23 protein-coding genes are annotated in these 20,359 nt (G+C 30.1%); all 23 read right to left on the minus strand.

What is annotated here, in order from left to right; translation table 11 throughout:
* Positions 1-109: 109 nt before the first annotated feature.
* Positions 110-1,111: a tyrosine-type recombinase/integrase gene (locus B3W71_RS12185; protein ID WP_346889202.1), complete on the minus strand. Its 1,002-nt coding sequence runs from the start codon at positions 1,109-1,111 to the stop codon at positions 110-112.
* A gap of 147 nt (positions 1,112-1,258) precedes the next feature.
* The gene (gene spo0A / locus B3W71_RS12190; RefSeq protein WP_346889203.1) at positions 1,259-2,089 is read right to left on the minus strand and encodes a sporulation transcription factor Spo0A; all 831 of its coding nucleotides are present in this window, start codon (positions 2,087-2,089) and stop codon (positions 1,259-1,261) included.
* Positions 2,090-2,450: 361 nt separating this feature from the next.
* Positions 2,451-3,605, minus strand: coding sequence for a SpoIVB peptidase (gene spoIVB / locus B3W71_RS12195; protein ID WP_346889224.1), 1,155 nt, complete (start codon positions 3,603-3,605; stop codon positions 2,451-2,453).
* Between the two features lie 236 nt (positions 3,606-3,841).
* On the minus strand, positions 3,842-5,539 hold the full coding sequence (gene recN, locus B3W71_RS12200; RefSeq protein WP_346889204.1) for a DNA repair protein RecN: 1,698 nt from the start codon (positions 5,537-5,539) through the stop codon (positions 3,842-3,844).
* A gap of 16 nt (positions 5,540-5,555) precedes the next feature.
* Entirely contained in the window at positions 5,556-6,005 is a 450-nt protein-coding gene (locus B3W71_RS12205; RefSeq protein WP_346889205.1) for an arginine repressor, read from the minus strand.
* Entirely contained in the window at positions 5,986-6,855 is an 870-nt protein-coding gene (locus tag B3W71_RS12210) for an NAD(+)/NADH kinase (protein WP_346889206.1), read from the minus strand. The genes B3W71_RS12205 and B3W71_RS12210 overlap by 20 nt, the downstream gene beginning before the upstream one ends.
* Positions 6,852-7,676, minus strand: coding sequence for a TlyA family RNA methyltransferase (locus B3W71_RS12215; protein WP_346889207.1), 825 nt, complete (start codon positions 7,674-7,676; stop codon positions 6,852-6,854). The genes B3W71_RS12210 and B3W71_RS12215 overlap by 4 nt, the downstream gene beginning before the upstream one ends.
* Before the next feature lie 2 nt (positions 7,677-7,678).
* On the minus strand, positions 7,679-9,556 hold the full coding sequence (gene dxs / locus B3W71_RS12220) for a 1-deoxy-D-xylulose-5-phosphate synthase (RefSeq protein ID WP_346889208.1): 1,878 nt from the start codon (positions 9,554-9,556) through the stop codon (positions 7,679-7,681).
* A 5-nt stretch (positions 9,557-9,561) separates the two neighbouring features.
* On the minus strand, positions 9,562-9,960 hold the full coding sequence (locus B3W71_RS12225) for a hypothetical protein (RefSeq protein ID WP_346889209.1): 399 nt from the start codon (positions 9,958-9,960) through the stop codon (positions 9,562-9,564).
* A 642-nt stretch (positions 9,961-10,602) separates the two neighbouring features.
* Positions 10,603-11,469 (minus strand): polyprenyl synthetase family protein, encoded by an 867-nt coding sequence (locus B3W71_RS12230; RefSeq protein WP_346889210.1) that lies wholly within the window; start codon positions 11,467-11,469, stop codon positions 10,603-10,605.
* A gap of 24 nt (positions 11,470-11,493) precedes the next feature.
* Complete coding sequence (xseB, locus tag B3W71_RS12235) at positions 11,494-11,712, minus strand: exodeoxyribonuclease VII small subunit (RefSeq protein WP_346889211.1); 219 nt, start codon at positions 11,710-11,712, stop codon at positions 11,494-11,496.
* 1 nt (position 11,713) lies between these two features.
* Positions 11,714-12,916: an exodeoxyribonuclease VII large subunit gene (gene xseA / locus B3W71_RS12240; RefSeq protein ID WP_346889212.1), complete on the minus strand. Its 1,203-nt coding sequence runs from the start codon at positions 12,914-12,916 to the stop codon at positions 11,714-11,716.
* Positions 12,906-13,751 (minus strand): bifunctional 5,10-methylenetetrahydrofolate dehydrogenase/5,10-methenyltetrahydrofolate cyclohydrolase, encoded by an 846-nt coding sequence (locus B3W71_RS12245; protein WP_346889213.1) that lies wholly within the window; start codon positions 13,749-13,751, stop codon positions 12,906-12,908. Before B3W71_RS12245 ends, xseA begins: the two co-directional genes overlap by 11 nt.
* 8 nt (positions 13,752-13,759) lie before the next feature.
* On the minus strand, positions 13,760-14,161 hold the full coding sequence (gene nusB / locus B3W71_RS12250) for a transcription antitermination factor NusB (RefSeq protein WP_346889214.1): 402 nt from the start codon (positions 14,159-14,161) through the stop codon (positions 13,760-13,762).
* Between the two features lie 337 nt (positions 14,162-14,498).
* Positions 14,499-14,897 (minus strand): Asp23/Gls24 family envelope stress response protein, encoded by a 399-nt coding sequence (locus B3W71_RS12255; protein WP_346889215.1) that lies wholly within the window; start codon positions 14,895-14,897, stop codon positions 14,499-14,501.
* Between the two features lie 207 nt (positions 14,898-15,104).
* Positions 15,105-15,593 (minus strand): SpoIIIAH-like family protein, encoded by a 489-nt coding sequence (locus tag B3W71_RS12260; protein WP_346889216.1) that lies wholly within the window; start codon positions 15,591-15,593, stop codon positions 15,105-15,107.
* A 42-nt stretch (positions 15,594-15,635) separates the two neighbouring features.
* On the minus strand, positions 15,636-16,340 hold the full coding sequence (spoIIIAG, locus tag B3W71_RS12265; RefSeq protein WP_346889217.1) for a stage III sporulation protein AG: 705 nt from the start codon (positions 16,338-16,340) through the stop codon (positions 15,636-15,638).
* A 35-nt stretch (positions 16,341-16,375) separates the two neighbouring features.
* Complete coding sequence (gene spoIIIAF, locus B3W71_RS12270) at positions 16,376-16,972, minus strand: stage III sporulation protein AF (RefSeq protein WP_346889218.1); 597 nt, start codon at positions 16,970-16,972, stop codon at positions 16,376-16,378.
* 37 nt (positions 16,973-17,009) lie between these two features.
* Positions 17,010-18,164: a stage III sporulation protein AE gene (spoIIIAE, locus tag B3W71_RS12275; RefSeq protein ID WP_346889219.1), complete on the minus strand. Its 1,155-nt coding sequence runs from the start codon at positions 18,162-18,164 to the stop codon at positions 17,010-17,012.
* Positions 18,165-18,172: 8 nt separating this feature from the next.
* Positions 18,173-18,556, minus strand: a complete 384-nt coding sequence (gene spoIIIAD, locus B3W71_RS12280; protein ID WP_346889220.1) for a stage III sporulation protein AD — start codon at positions 18,554-18,556, stop codon at positions 18,173-18,175.
* Positions 18,557-18,565: 9 nt separating this feature from the next.
* Positions 18,566-18,763 (minus strand): stage III sporulation protein AC, encoded by a 198-nt coding sequence (spoIIIAC, locus tag B3W71_RS12285; RefSeq protein ID WP_346889221.1) that lies wholly within the window; start codon positions 18,761-18,763, stop codon positions 18,566-18,568.
* 15 nt (positions 18,764-18,778) lie between these two features.
* Entirely contained in the window at positions 18,779-19,297 is a 519-nt protein-coding gene (gene spoIIIAB, locus B3W71_RS12290) for a stage III sporulation protein SpoIIIAB (protein ID WP_346889222.1), read from the minus strand.
* Positions 19,298-19,300: 3 nt separating this feature from the next.
* Positions 19,301-20,218, minus strand: a complete 918-nt coding sequence (gene spoIIIAA / locus B3W71_RS12295) for a stage III sporulation protein AA (RefSeq protein WP_346889223.1) — start codon at positions 20,216-20,218, stop codon at positions 19,301-19,303.
* Positions 20,219-20,359: the final 141 nt, after the last annotated feature.

The following is a 20,359-nucleotide window of genomic DNA, read 5'->3' on the forward strand; positions in this document are numbered from 1 at the left end:
ATACATATTTTTTTATATTGTAACATATCAAATCTCTTAAATGAAAATAATATAACAACTTTATATTATTTTGTATTAGTTACCATTCCTCATTAATTTTATTGTATGTTTATCTCATGGTTTCTAGTGGAGAATAACTCATATATTTTTTTCTTAAATCCTCATCTTGTAAATCCAAATATGCCTTTTCTGTCACTGATACACTGCTATGACCTAATATTTTTGATAAAACAAAAATAGAACCCCCATTAAGTAAAAATCTTCTACTAAAATTATTTCTTAATCCATGTGGTGTAATGCTTTTATTTATTTTTGCTCTAGCTAAATACCCCCTAAAGTTTCTTTCAAAATTTCCTTGTTCTATTTTTCTATTAGTTCTTTGAGTTGGAAATAATAAATCACTTTCTTGCATTACATCTTTAAACTTAATCCACCTTTGTAATAGCTTCTGCATTTCATAGCTAAAGAAAACTACTCTATCTTTTCTGCCTTTGGTTATATCTCCATCAAGAAATATTGTACATCTAAACAAATCTATATTTTCAAGTTTTAATTCTAAGGTTTCTCCTAATCTCATTCCAGTATCAAAAATTAAATTAATAATTGTAAAATCTCTAAATTCGTGAAACTTTGATAAATCTAAAACTTTAATTAACTTTTTATACTCTTCATCTGTTAACTGTTCCTTTGGTCGTCTTGTTACTTTTAAAGATTTTATAGAGTGAATATTAGTCTTTTTTACTAAATTGTTTTCTTCTGCATATGTGAAAAAAGCTTTAATATTTCTTAGATATCCATTGATAGTAACATCTGATATTTCTTTACCTACATCATGTCTTTTATCTAAATTTGCTTTTTGTATTCCAGCTTCACTAGATGCAAAACTATACTTTCCTCTATCTTTAGTAAAAGCTAAATAATCTTCTACTATCTTTTTATTAACTTTTTTTATATCTGTTATTTCTAATTCTTCTTCAAGATATTTTGCAAAAAGCATCAAAGTTTGATGATAAGATTTTATAGTTTTTAATCTCAAATTTTTATAATTGCAATACTCTAAATATTCTACAATTATACTATTAATAGTTTTTGTTTTAATAATTTTGGGCATAAAAAATCACTCCTAATCATAAATTGCCAACCTATGAATTAGAAGTGATATATATTGTATATTTATTGGTTTGAAAACTCCCTTTTCATACCCCCATAATTGATGTTGGTTGGTATAGGATTTTTCAACTTTGGCTCTATCACTAGTCTAGCCCACTTTATTTTTAAGTCTTAATTTATCTGCTACCATTGCTATGAATTCACTATTAGTTGGTTTTCCTTTTTCATTGTGAATGGTATATCCAAATAACTTATTAATAGTATCAACTTGTCCCCTACTCCAAGCTACTTCAATAGCATGTCTTATTGCTCTTTCTACTCTGCTAGCTGTAGTATTATATTTTTTAGCTATAGCTGGATATAATTCTTTAGTTACTGCTGATAATAATTCGATATCATTTACAACTAAAGTTATAGCCTCTCTTAAATACATGTATCCTTTAATATGTGCAGGTACACCTATTTCATGAATTATGTTTGTAATTTCTGATTCTAAATCCATAGCTCCATTATTTGACTTTGGTTTAACATCCATCATTGATGAAGATGAATTAGTATTGGGAACTGACGTCTTTCTAACTGCATCACTTGGTATAGAACTATTGAACATATCTCTAATTCTATTAGATAGCACATCCATATCAAAAGGTTTGACTACATAGTAATCTGCTCCTAAAGATATCGCTCTTTGAGTTATTTTGTCTTGCCCTACTGCTGATAATATGATTATTCTTGGCATAGGATCTAAATTCATTGTATTTAGTCTTTCAAGAACTCCTAATCCATCTAAATGTGGCATTATAATATCTAAAACTACTAAATCTGGATTGGTTCGTTCAATAAGTTCTAAAACCTCTATTCCGTCCTTTGCTACACCAACTACGTTGATATCTTTTTGACTTAAAAAATAATCACTTAAAATATTGCAAAACTCCTTATTATCATCTGCAATTAGCACATTAATGCTTCTTTGCTCCATTCTATAACTCCCCTTCTTGTAATATTTTCCATATTATGAATATATAATTTCGACAAAAGTACTAAAACTCCTTCTACTATCTAAAAAAAAATGATTTTTTTTAAAATTCACTCTTTTATTTTATTATAACATTATTTTACGTCAAATAAAAATAACCTATTATAATTTTATATAATAGGTTTTATAAATTAATGTATTAACACTATTCCTATAACTTTATTCTATTCCAGCTTATTTTCTAATGCGTTTATTACACTTTAAGTATATTTTCCATATAAGATTTAAAATTCATTTTAATTAATAGGACTAATAACTAATTTAGTTAAACTTAATTATTCCTATTACACAGTACACAATATATTTATTTTCTAATATCTATTTCATTTATCATCCAATCCATGTATATACCATATCCTGTATCCGGTTTATTTACAAGAACATGAGTTACTGCACCTACTATTTTATTATCTTGAATTATAGGGCTACCACTCATTCCTTGAATAATGCCACCAGTTTTATCTAGACATATTGGATCAACAACTCTTATTACCATACTCTTTCCATCTGGTTCATTTTGATTTAATAATTTCTCTATAACTATATCAAATAATTGAGGTTCTTCTCCATCTATAGTTGTAAGGATTTGTGCTTTTCCTATCTTAACCTCATCTTTAAATCCTACTTTCATTGGCTTGTTGAAATTATTACATATTAAATTATCGTTACCCTCACCAAAAACTCCTACTGGGGTATTTAAATTAATCTTTCCTAAAATTTCATTACTATCTGTGAAAATTCCTCTAAGTTCTCCTGGGCTACCTTTAGCTCCCTTTCGAACTGAAACAATATTAGAATTTACAATTTCACCTTTTCCAACAGTCATAATAGAATTAGTATCTACGTCCGTTATAGGATGTCCTAATGCTCCAAATTTTCCACTTTCCTTGTGATAAAAAGTTAAGGTTCCAACACCTGCTACAGAATCTCTAACCCATAGTCCTATTTTATAGTTTTCATCCTTTTTACTAATTACTGGATTAACTATAAAATTCATCTCTTCTCCTTTTCTGTCTACTGTAACTTTAATTTTTTCTCCCTTACTTCTATTTACGTAGGTAGCTATATCCTCTGCACTTTTTATAGTTTCATTATTAATCCTTATAACACTATCTCCTATAGCTATTCCTGCAACAGCAGCGGGACTTTGAACTTTATTGCCATCTACTTCAATATCTGATAGAGCAATGACAAGAGCTCCCTTTGTGTTAATTTTTATCCCTAAAGGTTTTCCTCCTGGATAAACCATAATATCGGAGGTTTTAGCATAATTAACTTTTTCTAGACTAGTAGCTTCTGAAAAATTCAACTTATAGTCCATAGCACTTGAATAATTATTTATTGAAGGCACTGCTTCATCAGAATATCTATTTATTATATAATTATAGCAATTTATAGATATTAATATGAAGATTGTAGTAAATATTAAGGATAAAATATTACTAAATTTTTTCATAATGCTTTACCTCCTGTGAAGAATGTTTAACTTTAATTTTCCCCCATGAAAAATTTTTATGTTAGAGTTCTTTTTCTTTTAAAGCCAAAAAGATTTCTTACTTGAATTTTTTAGAACATAAAAATAAAACACTATAAACTAAAGCTACACTTAGTTTATAGTGTTGAACATTTTTATATTATATATTCATAATTAAATTTTTATTTTTTTATTTTTTCTTGAAAATCTAAGGATATTTTTTAGCTTCTTAATTCATCTTTTATCTCTTTCGCTTTTGAAATCATCTCTCTTGCATTTTCAATAGTTATAGCTGTAACTTCGCTACCACCAATTATTCTAGCTACTTCCTGCTCTACCTCGTCATCTTTTAGTTTCTTAACCTTTGTAAAGGTAGTTACCTCATTACTGTTTTTTTCAATTAAATAATTAGCATCTGCTAAAGCTGCAATTTGAGGTAAGTGAGTTATACAAAATACCTGGTGATTTTCAGAAATAAGTACCATCTTTTCTCCAACCCTTTGTGCTATTCTTCCACTTATACCTGTGTCTACCTCGTCAAATATTACAGATGGTATTTGATCTTTATCTACAAAAACAGTTTTAAGAGCCAACATAATTCTTGATAGCTCTCCTCCTGAAACAACTTCTTCTAATGGCTGTAGTGGCTGTCCAGGATTTGTTGATATATTAAATTGTATTTTATCTCTTCCTTTAGAATTAAGACTATCAGTGTATGCTACATCTATTTTAAAGTTACTTTTTTCAAGTCCTACATAGTCTAATTCTTTTTTTATTTCTTTCTCTAGCAATTCACTTATACTCAATCTTGCATTGTGTAAATTCTGAGATATTTCTATTAATTTTTCATACAATTTCTTCTTCTCATCTAATAATGCCTCTATAATTTCTCCACTATTTATTAGCTCATAATATTGTTCTTCTATAGAATTTTTATAAGCTATTACATCATCTAAAGTAGGACCATACTTCTTCTTACAGGCAGATAATTGATACATTCTAGAATTTATAAATTCCAATTCTCCTATATCATAGTCTGCATTATCTTTTAAGTTACTAATGGTTCTAGTATTATCCTCAATTAAATAATATGATTCCTCTAAAGAATCCACTATTGGTTTAACTTCTTCATGATGAGCTTCTATGGATTTCAGCTCTCTAATAACATAAATTAAAGAGTCTGTAATGGAAATCCTACTTTCGTCATTTTCCTTAAGTAGAATATAGCTTTTTTCCAAAGCTTTTTTTATTTTTTCTCCATTTGATAACATATTAAATTTCTTTGATAATTCTTCATCTTCGCCAATCTTAGGCTTTATACTGCCAATTTCATCTATTTGGAATTTAAGAAAATCTATCTTTTTTTCTCGCTCTCCATCATTACCTTGAAGTCTATTTATCTTTTCTTCTACTTCAATATATTTTAGATAATAATTTTCATATTCTTTAAGCTTATCCACTAATAAATCCTGTCCAAAGGAGTCTATATAATTTATATGCTTTGAACTATCTAATAAATTTTGATTTTCATGTTGGCCATGGATATCAATTAGAGTTTCACTAACATGCTTTATCTTAGAAAGAAGTAAAGATTTATTATTTACCTTCGCTACAGTTTTACCAGAGTGAAAACTTTCTCTACTTAGTATTACTATTCCTTCATCATTTATATCTAACTCTTTTAAAATATCCCTAGTTCTTTGATTTTCAATGGAAAAAACTGCTTCCACAACAGTTTTATCTTCTCCCACTCTTATTAAGTTCTTATTAAATTTACCTCCAAGAACAAAGCTTATGGCATCAATTAATATAGATTTCCCTGCTCCTGTTTCTCCTGATAAAACATTAAATCCAGTAGAAAAATCTATAGATAATTTTTCTATAAGAGCAAAGTTCATAATATTAAGTTGTAAAAGCATTTATACCATTCCTCGTTTACTTTATTAATTTTTCTATTTCTAATTTAAGCTCCTCAGCTTTTTCATCTGTTCTTACTAAGATAAATATAGTATTATCTCCAGCTATTGTTCCAGCTATACCCTCTAAATTAAATGAATCAATAGCCTCTGCAGCTACTGCAGCTGATGCTGTGATTGTCTTTACTACTAAAATTTTATCTACTCTTTCAACGGATATAGCCGTATTAGAAAATATGTATGACAGTGCACTAATAGTTGAGTTATTGTTGGTACTTACTTGCGCATATTTATATTTTCCTGTATGCGACAAAGTCTTTATTAAGTTTAACTCCTTTATATCCCTAGATACAGTCGCTTGGGTTACATTTATATTTCTAGCTCTTAATCTATCTGCTAAATCATCTTGAGTTTCAATATCTTCATTTTTTATTATCTCCAATATTATACTATGGCGATTTTCTTTCATCAATTTTCTCCTCACAATCCATAGACCTTGAAATTATTTTGTTCCTTAATATTTTAAAATAATCATAATCCTTAAGTTGAACAATTTTACACTTTTCTTCAATTGCTTGAATTATCATCTCATTGTACTTATCTGATTCTAACTCTAAATGACCATCACAAGTTAAGAATACGTTATCTTCATTAGTATTTAATCTTATTTTTATCTTATTGTGAGAATCCAAAATAATGGTTTTTACTCCGTTTGATATAGGACAAATAGGAGTTAAACTTATTAGATCCATAGTCGGGTAAACTATAGGACCACCAGCTGATAAAGAATAAGCTGTGGACCCTGTAGGGGTAGATACTATTAATCCATCCGCCTTATAGCTACTATAAAAGCTTTCATCTACAAATATATTATAAGTTAACATCCTACTTAAAATCCCTTTAGTTATAACTATATCATTTAAAGCCACATGAACATTTTCACTTTCCTTCCCTGGTATAGTTACCTTTATCATCATCCTCTCCATGATTTGGAATTCTTTTTTTTTAATCTTTTTGATAGCATCGCTAAACTCTGTTAATTCTACACTAGATAAAAACCCTAAATGCCCTATATTAACTCCAAGGATTGGCACTCCATGTTTGTATATTTTTCTAGCTGCTCTTAAGATAGTTCCATCTCCACCTAATGTAATAAGCAGATCCAGTTCCTTACTTCCTTCTTGATCCAATCCCTCTGCATCTTTAAATATGTATAACTCACTTTCAGGAAATTCTTCCTTTATTAAGTCATGAACATAGTTTAGTATTGAATTCTTATTATCTTTAGATGAATTGATGTTAATACCTATCTTCCTCATATATCCTCCACATTAAGTTTTTCATGAGCACTTTTCACAATGTTTCCTATAGTATTGCTATTAAAGTTTCCTATTTTATTAAAATCTTTTGTAAAGTTAATTAAATATTCTATGTTTCCATTAGGTCCCTTAATACCTGAGTAAGTTAAATTTAATATATTGATGTCATTCTCTTTTAAAGAGGTTACTACATTTAAAATAATCTCCTCATGAATTTTGATATCTTTTACTACTCCTTTTTTCGAAACCTTTCCCCTTCCAGCTTCAAATTGTGGTTTTATAAGTGCTACCACTTCTCCTGATTCATTTAACAATGGAAGTACGTGAGGTATTACTTTATCTAAGGATATAAATGATACATCTATAGATGAGAAATCGCATTCTTCACCAATTTGCTTAACATTAAGATTTCTTATATTCGTCCCTTCCATAGACACAACTCTTTTATCTTCTTTAAGTTTTTCTGCTAACTGATCTCTTCCTACATCTATTGCGTAGACTTTAGTAGCTCCACTATTAATCATACATTCCGTAAATCCACCAGTAGATGACCCTATATCTATACATTTAAGTCCTTTAAGATCTATATTAAAATCTTTAAGAGCCTTTTCTAATTTAAGTCCACCTCTGCTTACATAGGGAATTACTTCCCCACGCATTTCAATTTCAGCAGTTTCTTCAACTTTTAACCCACATTTTCTTTCTTCTTTTCCATTGACATATATTTTCCCAGATAAAATATATTCTCTAGCCTTTTCACGAGAAACAGCCAGCTGATTTTTTACTACTAATAAATCTAACCTAATTCTTTCCTGTAACATCTTTACTCCTTAGTTAAAAATTCCTCTATACTACTACAAATCCCTTCTGGATCTAGCTTGTTAAGACTATATAATATATTAACATCTCCATGTTGTATAAACTTATCCTTGAATCCTAGTGTTAAAATATTATTCTTAAGTAATCCTTCACTATTTAAATACTCTAGTACCTTACTTCCAAGGCCTCCAGATATCATATTATCTTCTACCGTAATTAAATCATAACCAGATTTAACTAATTCTTTTATCAATTCTTTATCTATTGGTTTTACAAAACAACCATTTACTATAGTACAATCTATATTTTTTTTCTTTAATAACTCTTTAGCAATAATTACATTTTGAACCATCTTACCTACTGCTATTATTGCCACTTTTCCAGATTTATTACCTAAAACTTCCCACTTACCTTTTCTGAAGAATGTCATAGGAGAAAGCTGAATATTAGATAAATCTCCACCCCTTGGATATCTTATGGCTATAGGATAATTTTGTGTAACTGCAAATTGTAGCATATATCTTAACTCCTCAGTACACTTAGGACTCATTACTGTCATATCTGGTATGTGAGTTAAATAAGATAAATCAAAAACACCTTGATGAGTTTCTCCATCTTGCCCTACAATACCCGCTCTATCTATAGCAATCACCACTGGCAATTTCTGTATTGCTACATCGTGGATAACTTGATCATAAGCTCTTTGAAGGAATGTAGAATATACTGCAAACACAGGCCTTAACCCTTGAGATGCCATTCCTGCTGCCATAGTTGTTGCATGTTGTTCTGCAATGCCTACATCAAAAAATCTCTTAGGAAACGCCTTGGAAAATCTTTCAAGTCCTGTTCCCTCAGGCATAGCTGCAGTTATAGCTACTAATTTTTTATTTTTTTCTGCTAGTTTTAGCATAGCATCTCCAAATACTTCTGAATAAGACTTACTACTCTTTGAAGATTGCTCACCATTTTCATAATTAAAAGGTCCTACTCCATGGAATTTATCTGGGAATTCCTCTGCATACTCATATCCCTTACCTTTTTTAGTTATTACATGGATAATTACTGGACCTTCCACTTGCTGAGCTTTTTTAAAGACCTTGCTCATTTCTCTAATATCATGTCCATCTATAGGTCCATAATATTTTAATCCCATATTTTCAAAAAGCATTCCAGGAACCATAAGTTGCTTTACGGAATCCTTCATTTTATTTATAGAATAAATCATGCTTTTTCCTACCTTAGGTATCTTCTCTAGAGTAGCATTTACATCGCTTTTAACCTTATTATAAGTATTGCCCATTCTTAAATCATTTAAATATGTAGATATTCCTCCTACATTAGGTGAAATGGACATTTGATTATCATTTAATATAACAATCATCTTAGTTTTGTTATATCCAATATCATTTAAAGCTTCCATAGCCATTCCGCCAGTAAGAGCTCCATCACCAATTACTGCTATTACATCATGTTTTTCATTTTTTATATCTCTAGCCCTTGCCATACCTGCAGCTGCTGAAATAGAAGTACTACTATGTCCTGTATTAAACATATCGTACTTACTTTCTTCCGTTTTTGGGAATCCACTAAGACCTTTGTATTGTCTAAGAGTATCAAATCTTTCTTTACGTCCTGTTAAAATTTTATGAACATAACATTGATGCCCTACATCCCAAATTATCTTATCCTTATTAAAATCAAATACGTTAAATAAACTCATAGTCAATTCAACTACACCTAAATTAGATGCTAAGTGGCCTCCAGTCTTAGAGACTTGACTAATAAGAAATTGACGTATTTCTTCTGCAAACTCTTCTAGCTCATCCATTTTCATATTCTTTATTTCATTAAAATCTTTATATATATCTAAATACTTTGACATCTATTTTAACCTCGTTTTATAAAATATACTACTTTCACAACCACATACAATATATCGTTACTATTTGTAATCGCGAATTTCTTACCCACTGCTTTTCCCCCAACAGTTGCTCCTGCTATCATTGCACTAATTCCAGATGCTATTAATATTTCATTTCCATTAGGATAAAGTTGTAATATTTTTGCTAATATTACTACCCCTACAGCTCCACTGATAATTCCACAAACATCTCCTATGACATCGTTACAGATTATTGAAACTTTACTTGCATTTCCTATCATTTTTACTGCTACCTTTGCTTCTTTTATCTTCTTTGTAACCATAGCATGAAATGGAGTTTCATTAGCAGCCGTAACTGCTTTACCTATTATATCAAAAATCACGCCTAAAAAAATAATCAACACTAATATGATAAATGCTAATGAAGCATTAACCCTTGGAAGTGTAGATTCTGATAAAAGTGAAGCAGTTCCACTAATAATTATAGTATAAATTGTAATTTTAGCTATTCATAATGCTTCTTTTGTATTTTTTCTTACTGTCTTTATTTTTGCCCTTCTTATTACGCCTACTACTATCGCTTTCCAATTCTACCTTCCAAAAATTTATAAAGGTGGTAGCATACTAAGTAAAATTTGCGGCTTAGGTCTAGCAGGATTTCCCATAGAGTAATCAAAATGTCGCCATTTTGACGGTTTCCCTTTAATTCTCTATCTGTAATTTTTCCAACTACAGAGCTAGATTACCACTTAGTCCACAATGCAGGTTTAATCCAGTGCCGTACCGTGGGTATTTCTCCCAAAGCGTAAACAGTGGTCTCCACGATTGCAGGGTCGATATCGCATGCCTTTGCGGTCGCCCCACAACCTTACTCCTAGCACAAGGAACTTCATTGATGTGCCCTTCAACGAATTTTTAGCCCCGTTCTCAAAAGTACTTACCTGACTAGAATACTGCATCACCTCATTGATTTCATTATAGCATAACTATAATTGATTGACATTACTTTTTTATAAAGTTACTTTTCGCTAGAATAGCTTAACATTTTAATATTCTCTCTCTAATAAAAACTTTGTTACATATTCTATCTCCTTAGTATCTCTTTCAATATTACTTAAAAGGTTATAACACTCTTGAGTTAAATTATTACAAAATTCTTTGCACTTATGAATTCCATACATAGTAATAAAGTTTGTTTTGTTATTTTCTCCATCACTTTGAGTTTTTCCCAGTAATTTAAAATCTCCTTCAACATCTAAAATGTCATCTTTAATTTGGAAGGCAAGACCTAATTTTTCTCCAAAGGACTTAAGGATTTCTATATCTTTTTCTGAAGCTTCCCCTACAATAGCTCCTGCCATAATTGAAGCTGTTATAAGTTGACCTGTTTTATTTTTGTGCATATCTAAAAGAGCTGCTTCATCTATGCTTTGCCCTTCACTTCTTATATCTATAATTTGGCCCTTTATCATCCCATCTATACCTGAGGACTTTGAAATTATTGCTGCTGCCCTAATTTTTTTTATTTCTCCATCTAAGCACTGTGAAAACATCACATTCATAGCTTCATTAAGTAAACTATCTCCCGCTAAGGTAGCCATGGCTTCTCCATATACCTTATGATTTGTAGGTTTTCCCCTTCTTAAATCATCATTATCCATACACGGAAGATCATCGTGTATTAAGGAATAAGTATGTATCATTTCCATAGCTGCAGCAAAGGGAAGGATTTTATCTATATTCTTACTATACATGTTATAGGTGCAAATCATAAGAATAGGCCTTATTCTTTTGCCACCTATTTTTAAACTATATATTATAGGCTCTAATATGGAGCTATCACCAACATCCTTAGTCTCAAAATAGCTTTCCATCCACTTCTCTATCTTTTCTTTATATATATTTAAATTCATATTTAATCCCTCGCTAAATATATTTTAGTTTTCTTGATGAAAATCCTCTTCACCTTTATCTGTCAATATCTTTATTCTTCCTTCTGCTTCTTGAAGAGTCTTATATAGATCACTGTAAAGTCTCATGCCCTCTTCATATTTTGATATGGCTTCATCCAATGTAACTTCTCTACTTTCCATTTCAAGTAATATTTCTTCTAGCTTAAGCACTTTGCTTTCATAAGTCTCTTTTTTCTTAGCCATTTTACTCCTCCACCTGCTCTATTTTAAATAGTCCATGCCCATCTTTCATGGTAATATCTATAATTTCATGTTTCTTCAACTTCTCTAAATATTCTATAGGTTCATTTTGGGGGCTTTTTATAATGCTATACCCCCTATCTAATATGTTTAATGGATTATTTGCAATTAATCTATGGCTTACAACCTTTAGTCTACTTCTCTCCTCTTGGAGCTTTAACTCCATAGTAAACACTAACTTACTTTTTAAATTATCTAACTTATCATATTGATTTACCACGTAATTCTCAGGACTGTATAACCTTAATCTATTAAACATACTATGAAGGCTATTAAATCTTTCACTAATATTTTTATCTATAGCATATATAAATTCATCTCTTAATCCATTTAACTTATCTTTAAGACCTTCTAGGCTATATACTGCAATTTCAGCAGCATGGGAAGGAGTAGCTGCTCTTAAATCCGCTGTAAAATCTGCTATGGTAAAATCTGTTTCGTGTCCTATACCTGTTATAATAGGTGTTTTAGAGGTAGCTATAGCTATAGCTACCTCTTCTTCATTAAAGGCCCATAGCTCTTCAATAGAGCCACCACCTCTAGCTAGGATTATCACATCTATATCTTCTATATTGTTAAGAACTCTTATACCTCTAGAAATATCTTTACTAGCATTAATACCTTGAACTAAGGATGGATATATTAAAATATCAATGTTTTCGTTTCTTCTAGTAGCTACTTTAATTATATCTCTTACCGCTGCTCCCGTTGGTGAAGTAATTACCCCTATTCTTCTCGGTATTACTGGGATTTCCTTTTTTCTATTAATATCAAAAAGTCCTTCTCTCTCTAACTTTTCTTTCAGTAAATTAAAAGCTGGAAACAGTTCTCCTTCACCATCTACTTCCATAGTGTTACAGTAAAGTTGATAGGTTCCTTCCTTCTCATATATAGATATATTTCCTGATACTACTACGTTCATTCCGTCCTTAGGTATAAAGCTCAAATCCATTGCTTTTGTTTTAAACATAACACATTTAAGTTTAGTAAAATTATCTTTCAAAGAAAAATAAATATGACCACTGCTATGAATTTTCACATTAGATAACTCGCCTTTAATATTAGAATTTTTAAGGATAAAGTCATTATCTATTACTTTTTTTATATAACCATTTACTGCTGTTACAGTTAAAATTTTACTGTACATTTTTTAGCCACGCCTCACAAGTGTTCTTCATAAGCATTGTTGTTGTCATAGCTCCTACTCCACCTGGTACTGGAGTTACCATGCTAGCTACTTCTATTACTTCATCGAAGCTTACATCACCCTTAACCTTACCTTCAACCATAGTAGTTCCTACATCTATAACTATAGCACCCTCTTTCACAAAATCCCTAGTTACAAAGCCTGGCTTTCCTATAGCTGAAACTAAAATATCTGCTTTTCTACAAACACTTTTTATATCCACAGTCTTTGAATGACATATGGTTACAGTAGCATTTTCTTTAAGAAGTAAAAAAGCTGCTGGTTTTCCAACTATATTGCTTCGTCCAATTATTACTGCTTCCTTTCCCTTTATATCTATCTGAGATTTAATGAGTTCAAGGACACTTCTAGCTGTACACGGCATAAATGATTTTTTATCTTTATACATCTTTCCTAGGTTAAAATCCGTAAGTCCATCTACATCTTTTGTTACATCTACAATTTCTAAAATTCTTTCCTCATTTAATGCTTTTGGAAGTGGTAATTGAATCATTACTCCATCAACAGAATTGTCTTCATTTAACTTTTTAATTTCATCAATAAGCTTATCCTCTGAAATATTTTCTGAAAACATTTTTATTTCGTATAATATTCCAAGCTCCTCACTTACCTTCTTTTGTCCTCTAGTATAGGAAACAGAACCTCCATCTTCACCAACTATTATTGATACTAGCCTTGGAGGTCTTTTCCCTTCTTTTACTTCGCTTGCAATTAATTCTTTAATTTCGCTTTTATGCTGAACTGCCAAGTCTTTTCCACTTAATTTTGTTCCCATAAATACACCTACTTTTTAATTAAATTATTTAACACCCCATTAATAAATGATGGCGCATTATCATCTCCATACTTCTTTGCAAGTTCTATAGCTTCATTAATAGTAACTTTGTTTGGAATATCTTCTTCAAATAAGATTTCATAAGCTGCCATTTTAAGAATAGCTAAATTCATCTTTGGTAATCTTTCTATCTTCCACTTAATTAGATACTTAGAAATAGTTTCATTAATGTAAGCTTCATTTTCGGATACTCCCTTTAATACTCTTATTACATATTCAAAGTCTATATCCTCTATTTTTTCTTCTGTATTTTCACGAAAGTTTTCAATGATGTCAACATAACTCTCCTTATTAATTGACATTTCAAATAATAACCTAGTTGCTATCTCTCTACTTTTTCTTCTATTCATATATACCTCCATAAAATATCTCTCGTTAATTATTTTTATCATAAATTTAGTTTTATCCTGAGTTTAGTATATTTTTAATAAATAAATTATCTATATAAACCCACTGAAATGGGAGTTTCCCATGTATAAAATTCCTATTTATTATTAATATTATGCTCTTAAAATTGAAATTAAACTCCATATTATGCTATTTCTACAAATTAATTTTACACATGGAAACACCCTCTAGTGAAGAGGGTGTCTAAAATTATCCCATGACTATGTCATAAGTAATCAATTCTACTGTCAATAAGCTTCAGATTAAGCAAAGGCTCTACCTGAAGCTAGGAACTCTTTTTTACTCTATTTCCTCTTCTTTGTTCATCTTAGGAAATATAATGCTCTGAACGTGAATATTAACTAATGATACATTTAAACCTGTCATAGTCTCTACAGTGTTTTTAACGTTCTTCTGCACCTTCAAAGACATATCTGGTATTTTTATACCGTACTCCACCGCCATATGTAAATCTATTACTGCAGAGCCATTATCCATAGTTACCTTAACGCCCTTTGATACATTCTTTTTACCAGTGATTTTCTTACTTATATCTTCTACTAACCCCGCACTCATTCCTGCAACACCTTCTATTTCTGATGCTGCGAGACTAGCTATTACACCAATAACTTCGTCAGATATTCTTACTATACCAACTTCTTCCTCTGTAGGAATTTCGCTTAATATATTTTCTTCCATAATTCACTACCCCCTTACCAGTGTGATTAATCCTTACCAGTGTGACTAATAATATTCATATTATATCAGATAACAATTTCTTTTACAAATTTTATAATAAAAATACTCATTATTTTTATATTGCCCACTTTTATAAATATTACCCTATAAATATATTAAAAACAGCAGATATTAACTCTACTGTTTTTAAAAACAAATTATATTTAGCTATTCAGCTACTTTTATTTCTATATTTTTTATATCAGCTTTACTCATAACTACATCTTTAATTTGTCTAACTTGTTGGTCTGAAAGCTCGCCTTCATGTTTAACTATCACTGTAGCCTTCTCTTTATCTAAAGTGCAAAGAGCTTCTTCAAATCCTTGGGCCTTAAGAGCTAATTCAATTTTAACTTCTTTATCTGATTGAAGTGCTAAGTTTTTATATTCATCAGCAGCTTCTGCCTTTTGATCTTGTGGAGTACTTTCATCATCTAATAAAGCTTTTAATGTCTGAAGAGTTTTTGATGCTGTATTGTCACGTTGCAATCTTGCTTCTGTGAAATAATTTGCATTAGTTGATGTACTAACTGTCTTTCCATCATTCCCTTTATCGTCACTTACATAAAGTGGTCCATTTACTTGAGTTGCTAAATACCCTGCAAATAAAATTAATACTACTAGTGAAGAGATAATTATAGTTTGTTTTTTATTCATTATAGTTCCCCCCGAATTTTTTATTTATATCACATTTATATGCTACTTTTTCATAGGATATACCTGTACTTTATCATCTGAAAGACCAAATAATTTAGTTACAGCTTGACGTATCCTTAATTCTGTCACTAAGTCCCCAGCTCCTTCAGCTACTACACATATACCTGTTATAGATGGATTGTAAATCTTAGTTATAAATGGCTGTTGTGAATTCTCCTTGTTCTCCATAACTACTGTACGTCCACCATTTTCTTGGGTTATATCTCGTTGTCCACCACCATTGTCTTTCTCATTAGTAATACTATTAGAATTTTCTTCATTAAATACTGGTACTTCTTCTTGTCCACTTTCGAAATAAATCATTGAATCTACCTTACCAACACCTTCTATTTTCCCTAATAAGCCAATTAGTTCTTCTTGCATCTTCTCCTTATAAGCCTTATCTACAGCAGAAGCTGTAGTATCTGTATTATTTTGCATTTTCTCCTCACCTATAGCTGCTACATTAGCAGTGCCGCTATCACTACCTTTAATGCTCTTATCCTTTGTAAACATACTACCTACTATCAATAATAAAATTCCCACTAAAAATACTATCAGCAAGTTTGTTAATAGATTAGAATTTATTGCTTTAGGTTTTTTTTCGCCTTCACCTATAGATTGTTTAGAACTTTTCTCTTGTTCCTTATTTTCACCTCCTTTTATCTTGAAAATATCATTAAATACTTTTTTAAGATCATCTAACACTTTTATCTCCTCCAAAACTTCTATTAAAATTCATGTTAATTATTATTAAGTTTATATACATATATGTTGTTCTGATCTATGTCATATTTAGAGCTAATAAAGTCTCTAATCTCCATTGATTTTTTATCTGTAGAAGAATCTTGATTATCCACTTGAACTGACTCATCACCAATCTGTACCTTTTTAACCCTTTCTACTGAGCCATCATTAATTCCTACCTCAATTCTTTCAATTATAAAAATGCTATTTTCAGTATCATAAGAAGCTTTGACCTTTGCACTATACTTATCTTCTTTAAAATTTTTCTCTAAATCAGTTATACATTGCTTTTCTAAATTCTTTTTAAATCTCTCTAAGGTATTATTTATATTAGCCTGTCTGTATTCTTCATAATCCCCTTTACCCATATCATTGAATACAAAATCTGCTGATTCCTTAATGATTTTATTTATTTGCAAATCCTTATTAAATATCTTTACAATAGGACTTAATATAACCACAAAGACAATTAATCCAAGGACAAAATTGCAATACTTTTTTAATGAATTGTCTGGTAATATCATTTGTACCGCAGTAGTAAAAAATATAGCTACACATATAGTTATTATCCATTCTCCTAAAGCTTCAATCATTTCATCACCTACTTTTAACATAAATTAATCTAGTACTTTACATTAGAATAAACCCTTTACCTGTAGCAGCTATTATGGCTATCATTATAAAGAACATTACACTGACACATATAATACAAGAACCAAGTAACATGAGAGATCCACCTGCTGCATCTATAATAGTTGTTACCTTACTATCACTTACTGGTTGTAATATTGCGGAAGTTAGTTTATACATAAATCCCATAACGAAAATCTTTATTATAGGAAGTAAAATTATAGCTATAAGCACAACTACTCCTAAAAGGCTAATGGAATTCTTTAAAAGTAAAGTGTAGCTAGCTACTGTAGCAAATGCATCAGATAGAGTTTTACCTACTACAGGTATAAAACTGTCCATAGCAAACTTAGCTGTTTTTGTAGTTACCACATCAAAGCTACTTCCTACAATTCCTCTTATGGTAATAATACCAACAAAAATTGTAAGAAAAATTCCTTGAACCCATAGAGCAAATTTTTTAAGTAGACCAGTTAAATTTTTAATGTTATATTCATTAGATATATTATTTACGAAATCTAGAACAAAGCTCATACAAATTATAGGTATTATTATAGAAGAATAGAGCTTAGTTCCTAATGTACATATACCCATAATAATTGGATCCATTACTACTGCCTGACTTACACTTCCTACACTTGCTAGCAGCATTATGAGTACTGGCATCAAAGCTGCCATGAAGTCACTTATACTATTTATAACCTGTTGTGTTAATCCCACTCCTATATAAAAGCCTCGAGCAATCAATATAATCATCACTGAAAAGCAAGCAAAATATGCTACATTACACAATTTTTCATTACTAAATGCACTTTGAAGATTATTTAATAGCGCACATACTATGGCAACTATGATAAGTTGTCCTATTATTTTAAAAGATGCTACTATTTCTTTAAATAAATATCCCAAGGCCACCTTTAATATTTCTTTTCTTTCTAAGGGATCTTGTCCACCTTTCATATAATTTTGTACAAACTTCTTAGGAGACATATCCTTCAGTAATTCATTTCCAGTATCTAGATTACTTATATAATCATATAAACCGTTTATTTTGCTCATTTGCTCATCATCTATATTAACCTCATCATTACCATAAGCTTTTATAGGAATTAAAAATATGACCATTACTATTAAAATAAATATACTTTTTTTCATATTTACACCTACATTATTTTCAATATTGTTTTCATTACAGCCATTAATATTGGAATTGCAAGGGTAAGGATTAATATCTTCCCAGCAAATTCAACCTTTGATGCAATACTACTTTCTCCAGCATCCTTGCATATCTCACTACAAAAGGATGATAAATATGCAATACCTAAAATTTTAAATACTGTATCCAAGTACACTATGTCTATGTTAGCTTTATTGGACAAGGTTTGAAGGAAGTTTACTATTATTGTTAGCTTACTAACTAAAAACATAAATACTATTATGCCTGCTATTAAGCTAATTAAAAGTGCAATATCTGGTCTTTCCTTTTTTACCATTATCACAATAAGAAGAGTTATTAGTGCAAAGGATACTATTTTTATAATATCCATGGCTTCCTCCTAAAAGTAAAATAAAGTTTGTATAGCATTAAGTAACTTTGAAACTAAACTAATTACTAATATAAGTATTATTAATATCCCTGCTAAATTACTAATAACTGCATATTCCTTTTTACCACCGCTGTCTAGAACCTTATCTAAAATTATCATTACTATTCCAACTATACCTATTTTCACTATTATACTTATGTCTAACAAAATCCATACCCCTCCTTAGATTAAAATAATTCCTATCATAGCACCAAATGAAAACCCTAAATACCTATACATTTTCACATTTTTATCAATATTATATTCAGCATTATTAATTGCTTTGTCCAAATTTTCTAGAGTTAGCGCAAACATATCATTATGCCCTTCTATATCCATTTCTCCTAAACTTTTAGTGAAATCTAAAAATATACTTATGTCATCTCTATTTAAGGATAATTTGTCCACTCTTTTATCTATACTTTTAATAAAGCAACTATTTACATCATATTCTTCATTATTAAGAAGCAATTCTGATGCGTCTTTAAAAATCCCAGCTATTGGCTCTTCACACTTCTCATAAACTTTATTAAGAGCCTCTGGAAGTAATGCATGAGTAAAGTTTATTTCATTCTTTAATACATACAATCCTCGTTGAAATTCTTTTAACTCTCTAACCCGCTTTTTGAATTTTTCGCCATAGGAAAATCCTAAAATAGTAGATGAAGCTACTATGAGAATAAAACCTATTACTTTTATCATTAATTACCACCCCCTTACTTTCTCACCCTTTGTAAAATCGTATATATATTCTATGGTTGCAATTCCTTGCTTATTACTTAAAATTACAGCTCTTTGAAAAACCTTATTTTCTAAAATATCTTTAAATACTGGTCTATTATAGAGATCTTCTTCATTAAACCCATGGATGGTTGTTATTACATTTACTCCTGAATTTAATGCTGCCACAATACTCTCCATATCTTTATAGGTTCCTATCTCGTCACACACTATAAGATGAGGTGCCATGCTTCTAATAGCCATTATTATACCTTGGCTTTTAGGACAATTATCTAGTATATCTGTTCTAATTCCTACATCCATTTGAGGAACACCCCTGTAGCAGGCCCCAATTTCACTTCTTTCATCAATGATAGCTACATTTTTTCCATTCAATCCATACATAGATACTCCATTAGATATCTCTCTTGATAAATCTCTTAGTATGGTTGTTTTACCACATTTAGGTGGAGATATTATTATAGTATTTAATATGCTATTATCTTTGATGATAAAAGGAAGAACACCTTGGCTACATCCTTTTACTTCTCTAGCAATACGTATATTAATAGAAGATATGTGTTTTATGGTCTTAAGTGAACTTCCTTCTAAAACACAAGTCCCACAAATTCCAACCCTATGACCACCTTGAATAGTTATATATCCCTGTTTAATTTCTTCCTCAAAGGCATATATGGAGTAGCTACTTATTTTCTGAATTATTATCTTTATGTCCTCTAGTTTTGTCATATACCTTGTTTTAATCTCCTTATTATTGCTTATAAATATAAGAGGTTTATTCACCTTTAATCTAATTTCTTGTAGTTTTCCACCGTCATCATAGTTTATAACTTCTTCTCTAATTGAAGGAGATAATATATCCAAAACATCTTTAGTAATCATGAAACTCACCCTTTCTTACTTAATTGTTATTACCTTTAAGAGATAATTATTACTATAATATTTTTATTTTTTTATTTCCTAATAAAAAAATAAGTGCTTCATACCATGAAATATAATTTTTTCATGGTATGAAGCACTTAT

Origin of the sequence: Clostridium sp. UBA1056, from assembly GCA_002316385.1 — a bacterium.
Classification (GTDB): domain Bacteria; phylum Bacillota; class Clostridia; order Clostridiales; family Clostridiaceae; genus Clostridium_J.

Coding starts and splice junctions, on each gene's coding strand:
- nusB (WP_346889214.1), bottom strand. CDS start 14,161: ATGAATAGAAGAAAAAGTAGAGAGATAGCAACTAGGTTATTATTTGAA.
- dxs (WP_346889208.1), bottom strand. CDS start 9,556: ATGTCAAAGTATTTAGATATATATAAAGATTTTAATGAAATAAAGAAT.
- B3W71_RS12210 (WP_346889206.1), bottom strand. CDS start 6,855: ATGAGGAAGATAGGTATTAACATCAATTCATCTAAAGATAATAAGAAT.
- B3W71_RS12255 (WP_346889215.1), bottom strand. CDS start 14,897: ATGGAAGAAAATATATTAAGCGAAATTCCTACAGAGGAAGAAGTTGGT.
- B3W71_RS12245 (WP_346889213.1), bottom strand. CDS start 13,751: ATGGGAACAAAATTAAGTGGAAAAGACTTGGCAGTTCAGCATAAAAGC.
- spoIIIAB (WP_346889222.1), bottom strand. CDS start 19,297: ATGATAAAAGTAATAGGTTTTATTCTCATAGTAGCTTCATCTACTATT.
- spoIIIAD (WP_346889220.1), bottom strand. CDS start 18,556: ATGGATATTATAAAAATAGTATCCTTTGCACTAATAACTCTTCTTATT.
- B3W71_RS12215 (WP_346889207.1), bottom strand. CDS start 7,676: ATGTTACAGGAAAGAATTAGGTTAGATTTATTAGTAGTAAAAAATCAG.
- xseB (WP_346889211.1), bottom strand. CDS start 11,712: ATGGCTAAGAAAAAAGAGACTTATGAAAGCAAAGTGCTTAAGCTAGAA.
- spoIIIAF (WP_346889218.1), bottom strand. CDS start 16,972: ATGATTGAAGCTTTAGGAGAATGGATAATAACTATATGTGTAGCTATA.
- B3W71_RS12230 (WP_346889210.1), bottom strand. CDS start 11,469: ATGAATTTAAATATATATAAAGAAAAGATAGAGAAGTGGATGGAAAGC.
- xseA (WP_346889212.1), bottom strand. CDS start 12,916: ATGTACAGTAAAATTTTAACTGTAACAGCAGTAAATGGTTATATAAAA.
- spo0A (WP_346889203.1), bottom strand. CDS start 2,089: ATGGAGCAAAGAAGCATTAATGTGCTAATTGCAGATGATAATAAGGAG.
- recN (WP_346889204.1), bottom strand. CDS start 5,539: ATGCTTTTACAACTTAATATTATGAACTTTGCTCTTATAGAAAAATTA.
- spoIIIAA (WP_346889223.1), bottom strand. CDS start 20,218: ATGATTACTAAAGATGTTTTGGATATATTATCTCCTTCAATTAGAGAA.
- B3W71_RS12260 (WP_346889216.1), bottom strand. CDS start 15,593: ATGAATAAAAAACAAACTATAATTATCTCTTCACTAGTAGTATTAATT.
- spoIIIAE (WP_346889219.1), bottom strand. CDS start 18,164: ATGAAAAAAAGTATATTTATTTTAATAGTAATGGTCATATTTTTAATT.
- B3W71_RS12205 (WP_346889205.1), bottom strand. CDS start 6,005: ATGAAAGAAAATCGCCATAGTATAATATTGGAGATAATAAAAAATGAA.
- B3W71_RS12185 (WP_346889202.1), bottom strand. CDS start 1,111: ATGCCCAAAATTATTAAAACAAAAACTATTAATAGTATAATTGTAGAA.